This window comes from Thiohalorhabdus sp., assembly GCF_036628635.1.
Lineage (GTDB): Bacteria > Pseudomonadota > Gammaproteobacteria > Thiohalorhabdales > Thiohalorhabdaceae > Thiohalorhabdus.
In genome coordinates this window covers 1-6231 of sequence record NZ_JAZKRM010000078.1, presented here as the reverse complement: position 1 = coordinate 6231, position 6231 = coordinate 1, and the positions used below count along the sequence as shown (strand labels likewise).

General features: G+C 63.4%; 5 protein-coding genes. 1 reads left to right on the top strand and 4 read right to left on the bottom strand.

Annotated elements, in window-relative coordinates; genetic code table 11:
• Positions 1-44 precede the first annotated feature (44 nt).
• Positions 45-4010 (top strand): sulfotransferase, encoded by a 3966-nt coding sequence (locus tag V5A19_RS13360; protein WP_332319792.1) that lies wholly within the window; start codon positions 45-47, stop codon positions 4008-4010.
• A 76-nt stretch (positions 4011-4086) separates the two neighbouring features.
• Here V5A19_RS13360 and V5A19_RS13355 read toward each other — a convergent pair whose 3' ends face one another.
• The 4 genes from V5A19_RS13355 to V5A19_RS13340 all read right to left on the bottom strand — a co-directional run.
• Complete coding sequence (locus V5A19_RS13355; RefSeq protein WP_332327922.1) at positions 4087-4548, bottom strand: hypothetical protein; 462 nt, start codon at positions 4546-4548, stop codon at positions 4087-4089.
• Between the two features lie 31 nt (positions 4549-4579).
• On the bottom strand, positions 4580-4777 hold the full coding sequence (locus tag V5A19_RS14430; RefSeq protein WP_443081467.1) for a prepilin-type N-terminal cleavage/methylation domain-containing protein: 198 nt from the start codon (positions 4775-4777) through the stop codon (positions 4580-4582).
• Between the two features lie 193 nt (positions 4778-4970).
• Entirely contained in the window at positions 4971-5204 is a 234-nt protein-coding gene (locus tag V5A19_RS13345; RefSeq protein ID WP_332319790.1) for a PP0621 family protein, read from the bottom strand.
• 73 nt (positions 5205-5277) lie between these two features.
• On the bottom strand, positions 5278-6231 hold a 954-nt coding region (locus V5A19_RS13340), incomplete at its 5' end, for a polyprenyl synthetase family protein (RefSeq protein ID WP_332327921.1).

Sequence of the window (6231 nt, the reverse complement as noted above, 5' to 3'; positions counted from 1 at the left end):
TACCGATCTCCCAAGGCCTATGAGCAGGCCTGGATGGCAGCGGCATGAGCCAAGCAGTTACGTGTCCACGGAAACGGGGTAACTCCAAACCTATGGCGCTTGAAACGATCGATTCTTCTGCAGCCAATGACCTTGTCCAACAAGCCTTTACTGCACACCAGCAAGGCCTAACGGAGGAGGCGGAGAAGGGTTATTTGGCAGCCCTTGCCGCAGATCCCAACCACCCTGAAGCTCTCCACTTTTTAGGGATTTTCTACCATCAGAGCGGAGACAATTGGCTGGCCCAAGACTATATCAACCAATCCCTTCAGGAGCAGCCTAACCGACCGCAATTTCATTATCATCTTGGCCTGGTGCTAGAAGCCTTGGGGCGGGACCTGGAGGCCCTGAACGCTTACGAGGCCGCTCTCGAACTTGAGCCCCGCTTCGCCGAGGCTCTCAACAATCGCTGTGGGCTGCGCCGGCGGCTCGGCCGCCTTGATGAGGCTGCAGCGGATGCCAAGTCGGCTCTTGAGCTCCAGCCCGATCTCGCAGTGGCGCGTACCCACCTGGCATTTATCCTCCATGCGCGAGGCGACCCTGCTGGCGCCCTGGAAAATCTCGATCAGGCGCTCGGTCAGGATCCCGGGAACGCGGAGATCTGGTCCAGCAAGGTAGAGATCCTATTGCAGATGGACCGGCTGGAAGCGGCCGAAAAGACCATTCGTCAGGGGTTAATCCAGCATCCGGATTCGCTTCGGCTGCATAACCAGTTGGGAAACTGTCTGCGCATCTTGGGGAATACCCAGGAAGCCATCCAGTGTCACGAGAAAGCCCTCCGCATCGACCCTAAAGATTCCACGGCCTATTACAGCCTAGCCCCATTCCTGGCCCATTATCAGGTCGACCTCCAGATCGATGGACTGGAGGAGTGGTACCGCTCGCCCGAACTTTCACCGGCCGATCGCCCCTTCCTGGCCTTCGGTTTGGGGGATTATTACGCTGCCCAGCGGGATTATGAGTCAGCCTTCCAATATTGGCTGGAGGCCAACCAGTTAGTTCGGCGCGGCAAGCGCATCCTTCCAGTGGCAATGCCCAACCGGGATCGTGCCTGGGGGGAGGCCTTTACGGCGGAAGCCTTGGACCAGTGCCGGGATTGGGGCCACGAATCGGATGTGCCCATCTTCGTGGTCGGCATGCCGCGCTCGGGAACGACCCTGGTGGAGCAGATCCTTAGCGCCCATCCGGAGGTTACGGGCGCCGGGGAGGCAGGCGATCTGATGGGCCTTATCCAGAAGGAGATCCAGGTCCAGGAAGGAAGCTTGGATACGGATCGCTGGGACCATTTCCTCGACCCGGAAAAGGCTAAGCGGCTCGGGGCTTTCTATGTGACGCAGATGGCGCGACTCGTCGGCAGCGACTCGCGCGTCGTCAATAAGAGTCCCGGCAACTACACCTATATCGGTCTGATCCAGGCCATACTGCCCAATGCCAAGGTGGTCTGCTGTCAACGCGACCCCCTGGATAGCGGTCTCTCGATTTTCTCCAAGCATTTTGCCGGGGTGAATTTCTCTTATGGCCTGGAGGATATCGGAATTGCCTACCAGGGGTTCCGGGAAGCCATGGACCACTGGCGGCAAGTGGCCGATCCCAACCTGCTCACCGAAATTCGGTACGAGGACCTGGTCGCCGACCCCGAAGCCAATGTGGCGGCCTTGCTGGAGCATTGCGGGTTGCCATGGAACGAAGCGTGCTTGCGCTTCTTCGAGAACCAGGGGCCAGTCCGAACTGCCAGTTCCGTCCAGGTCCGGCAACCGCTTTACACCGGGGCGGTGGAACGCTGGCGACGATACGGCAACCGCCTCTTGCCCCTGGCTCAGACGGTTGGCCAGAAAGAGCGGATGGAAGAGCCCCAGGCCTTTAGCGCCTTTTCCCGTTTGGGCCGGAAACAGCTAGAGGCGCAGCGCTTCAAGGACGCCGTGGAGAGCTTCCGGAGCGCCCTTCTGTACGAGACGGATCGGGGTGAGCTGCATTGGCTGCTGGGCCAAGCCCTGGAGGGGCGAAAGCGCTATCCGGAGGCCTATGCCTGTTACCGGGAGGCCGCCTCCGAGTTCGGTGGCCGCCCAGAACAAGGCCTGACCATGGCCCAGGTTTGCCGGAAGGCCGGCTGGCTGCCCGAGGCTCGGCAACGGCTCGAAAGTTTGGAGGGAACCGCTCCGCAAGATGAAGAAGCCATGGAGTGGGCCGAACTCCTGCTGGCCGAGTGGCGCTTCGAGGCCGCAGAGGATGCCTTGGTTGCCGTTCTCGGGGGACATCCGGGCAAGGAACAAGAGGCCTTGGCCGCTCTTCTCAGGCTCTATCTGATCCGGGAGGAATGGGAGGTGGCAAACCCGGTTCTGGATGCCCTTATGGCCCGGGCTCCGGAATCGGCGCAGGTGGGCCGCTTGGCGGTTTTGGCTTTCACCCTCCAAGGCAGAACCCAAGAGGCCCAAACCACCGCCGCCCAATTGCTTGCCCAATATCCGGCCGATGCGGAGGGTTACCTGGTCCTCGCGCGGGCCTACGCCCAAGATGAGCAATTCGGGGATGCCGAGGCCGCCTGCCGGGAGGCCCTGGGCGTGGACCCGGAGTTTGCCGAGGCAGCCGCATTTCGTGGTTATGCCTTGCAACGTCTGGGCCAGCCGGAAGAGGCCGGTCGGGTGGGTCGTCATGCCCTGGTACTCGGTGCGGAAACCGCCGGCGTCTGGTACCCCCTTGCCCTGACTTTAGTGTATCAGCAGGACTTTGGCCGGGGACTGCAGGCCGCGCAAAGGGCTGCCGAATTGGAGCCCTGGAACCGGGAGTCCCGTACTCTGCAGGTCGCGATCCTGGAGCGGTTGAATCGGTTGGAGGAGGCCGAGGAAGGGTTGGCTCCTCTGCGGGAGTGCCTGCCTAAGGTGGAAGGGGTGCGCTTCTGGGCCGCCCGCCTTGCTCGCCGTGGGGGGCGGCCGGATGTGGCCCAGGACTGGCTGCCGCCGGAGCCGGTGGGCTATCGCCATCCCGGTTATTGGGCAGAGCTCGGTCAAATCCACGACCAATTGGGTGAAACGGACCGGGCTTTTGCCTTTTTCCAGAAGGCCAACCAGCGCCAGGCCGAGCAGCCGGAGTTCCAGCGTTCGCCCAAAGACGGTTATCTGCGGTTCTTGGGGACCATCGACGGGGCTTTCAGCGAAAAGGAGCTCGAATCATGGGGAGCGCCTCTACCCCCCAGCCGAGAAGGGCGGGTACCGGTTTTCCTGGTGGGGTTCCCCCGTTCCGGTACCACTTTGCTTCACCAGATCTTAGACAGTCATCCCGCAGTAACCGTGCTGGAGGAAGAGCCAACCATCGCTCCCCTTTGGCGTTACCTGCGGGAGGACAAGGGGGGGATTATCGAGGGCGTGAAAGGGCTCAACGAGCGGGATGTGGCGCAGATGCGGGCTCTTTATCGCGAAGCCCGTGATGGATTTTTGGGGAAGACCGGGATGGGGCCAGGATCCCTAATCGTGGATAAGATGCCCTTGCGCACGGTGGAGGTAGGCCTGCTCTATCGGCTCTTTCCCGAGGCGCGATTCCTGTTCGCTCGCCGGCACCCGTGCGACTGCATCCTTAGCGCATTTATGCAGCTATTCGCCCCCAACCCGGCCATGGCCAATTTTCACACCCTCGAGGATGCCGCGGCATTGTTTGCTCGGGTTATGGAACTATGGGAACGGTATCGGCGGCTTTTGGCGCCTGGCTATCACGAGGTCCGTTACGAGGATCTGGTGGGGGACTTCGATGGCGTGGTGGCGGAAATCCTGGATTTCCTCGGCCTGGATTGGGACGAGGGGGTCCGGGATTATCGAAGCACCGTAGCCGCGCGGGGTGCGGTTAGCACGGCTAGCTATGCCCAGGTGCATCAGCCCCTGTATCAGGGGGCTGCGGGGCGTTGGCGGGCCTATTCCCAGTATTTCGAGAAGCTTCTGCCTGGCCTGGAGCCGTGGATCCGGGATGGCGGATACGAATCCTGAACGTTGGACTGAAGAAGGGGACGGCCGTGGCCGTCCCCTTCTTTTCGGCTTAGCAGCCGGTTAATGACCGCGGCAATCAAATACCGGCGGTGTTTCCGGCATTGGTAGCCATGGTCGAGGCATCGGCATTCATGTTGCTGCAGTTGTTATCGGGGCACTCGCTTACACCACCGCCGGCCGTGGTTGCACCGAAGGAGGAGCTCCCGCCGTTGTGCGCCGTGCCGGCGGCGATCTGGCTGCCGGTGGCACTGGCCCCATCATCGTCGCTAGCGGCCAAGCTCATCACCACCCCCGAGGAAAGGGTGATGGCGGTAGAACGCCGTAGCGGACCGCTGGTAGCAATAGTTTGGCTACTGGCGATGTTGGCATCGGCAGTAGTGGCCCGGTTGGCAGTCTGGATATTGAACTGCTGGGCATCCGCCTGGGTATTGCTGAAGGTAACCTGACCGCTGACGGCTGCGAAAGCTGAGCCACCCACCGGCGCGCCAACGGCCACCGGCAGGCTCACCAAGGCTGCAAAAAGGGTCTTGTTATTCATGTATCACTCCTGTTCCTAGGCCTGAAGGCGGTTAAATCATGTTGGCGACGAAGCTGGTAACGGCATTACGCGCATCGCTCTGCGAGGCCGAGTTATTGGCGCTCTCGCGATACTGCGCGAACTGCGGGATGGCGATGGCGGCGAGGATGCCGATGATGGCCACCACGATCATCAGCTCGATGAGCGTGAAGCCCTTTTCGCCCTTGCGGGCCGTGAGCTTGGTGAGCATGGGTGCTCCTCCTGTTGGGTTGAACGGCCGTTAGCCGGTGTGGGGCCGCGGGCTCGCAAGCCGGCGGGCACGATGGTGTAAAGCAAGGGGTGTGCCAATAGGTCCGCTCCCCGCGTTGCGCCTCTTTTGGCGGCATCGGGCGCCGTTGGGTGACGAAACGGGTCACCTGTGGGCGACGAGACGCGTCGGATGGCTATTGGCGCAGTCGGTCGCGGCACTGCTCGCTGCAGAACTGGTCGCCGTCGTCGTCGATGATCGCCTCGTCCCGGGGGACGAAGGTGCCGCAGGCCTTGCAGGGCACGATGGGCTGGCTCTCGGGGGCCTTGGGATCGGGCGGGGCCTGGGGCAACAGGCGATCGGCCGCCCGGCGGATGAGCCGGTAGGCGAAGAAGATCAGGATGGCGAGGGCGATCAGGCGGAGGATCATGGTCTCGCTGATTAAGGGCCCGTCCGGGTCCTGTGGGGGTGACTGAGCGGGTAGGCGCGGACCGGGCGCCGGGCTAGTATTCCCGGCTCACCACGAAGTCGGCTACCTCGGCCAGGGCGCGGCGCTCGGCGGTGTCGGGCAGGCCGGTCAGGGCCTGCTTGGCCCTCTCCACCCGCTCGCGGGCGGCTTCGACAGTGTACTCAATGGCCCGGGTGCGCTCAATTGCGGCGCGGACCGGATCCAGCAGGGCCACCCCCTCCTCTTCCAGGGCCCGCCGTATGGCGTCGCGCTCGCCCTTGTTGGCGTTGGCGAGGGCGTGGATGGTGGGCAGAGTGGGCTTGCCCTCTTCCAGATCGTTGCCCAGCTGCTTGCCCCAGGCCTCGGCGGTGGCACTGTAGTCCAGGCAGTCGTCGATGAGCTGGAAGGCCACACCCAGGTTGTGCCCGTAGGTGGCCATGCGCTCCTCGTCGTCGGTGCCGCGGCCGCTGACGATGGCCGCCAGGCGGCCCGCCGCCTCGAACAGCACTGCGGTCTTGGCGGCGACCACCCGCAGGTAGTTGGCCTCGTCCACGTCCGGGTCGTGGACGTTGGCCAGCTGCAGCACCTCCCCCTCGGCCAGATCGCGCGTGGCGCGGGAGAGGATGTCGAGCACCCGCATCTCGCCGTCGGCGACCATGGCCTCGAAGGAGCGGGCGAACAGGAAATCGCCCACCAGCACCGGCGCCTGGGCGCCCCACACGGCGTTGGCGGTGGGCTTGGTGCGCCGCTGCTGGGAGTCGTCGACCACGTCATCGTGCATGAGGGTGGCGGTGTGGATGAACTCGATCACCGCCGCCAGGGTGTGGTGGCGCGACCCGGTGTAGCCGAACATGCGCGTGGCGGCCAGCATGACCATGGGCCGCATGCGCTTGCCGCCGCTGTCGATGACGTAGTTGCCGACCAGGGGAATGAGCGGTATATCCGAGTCCAGCAGCTCGTGGATGGCCCGGTCCACGGCCGCGAGGTCGTCGGCCAGCAGGGTCTGGAG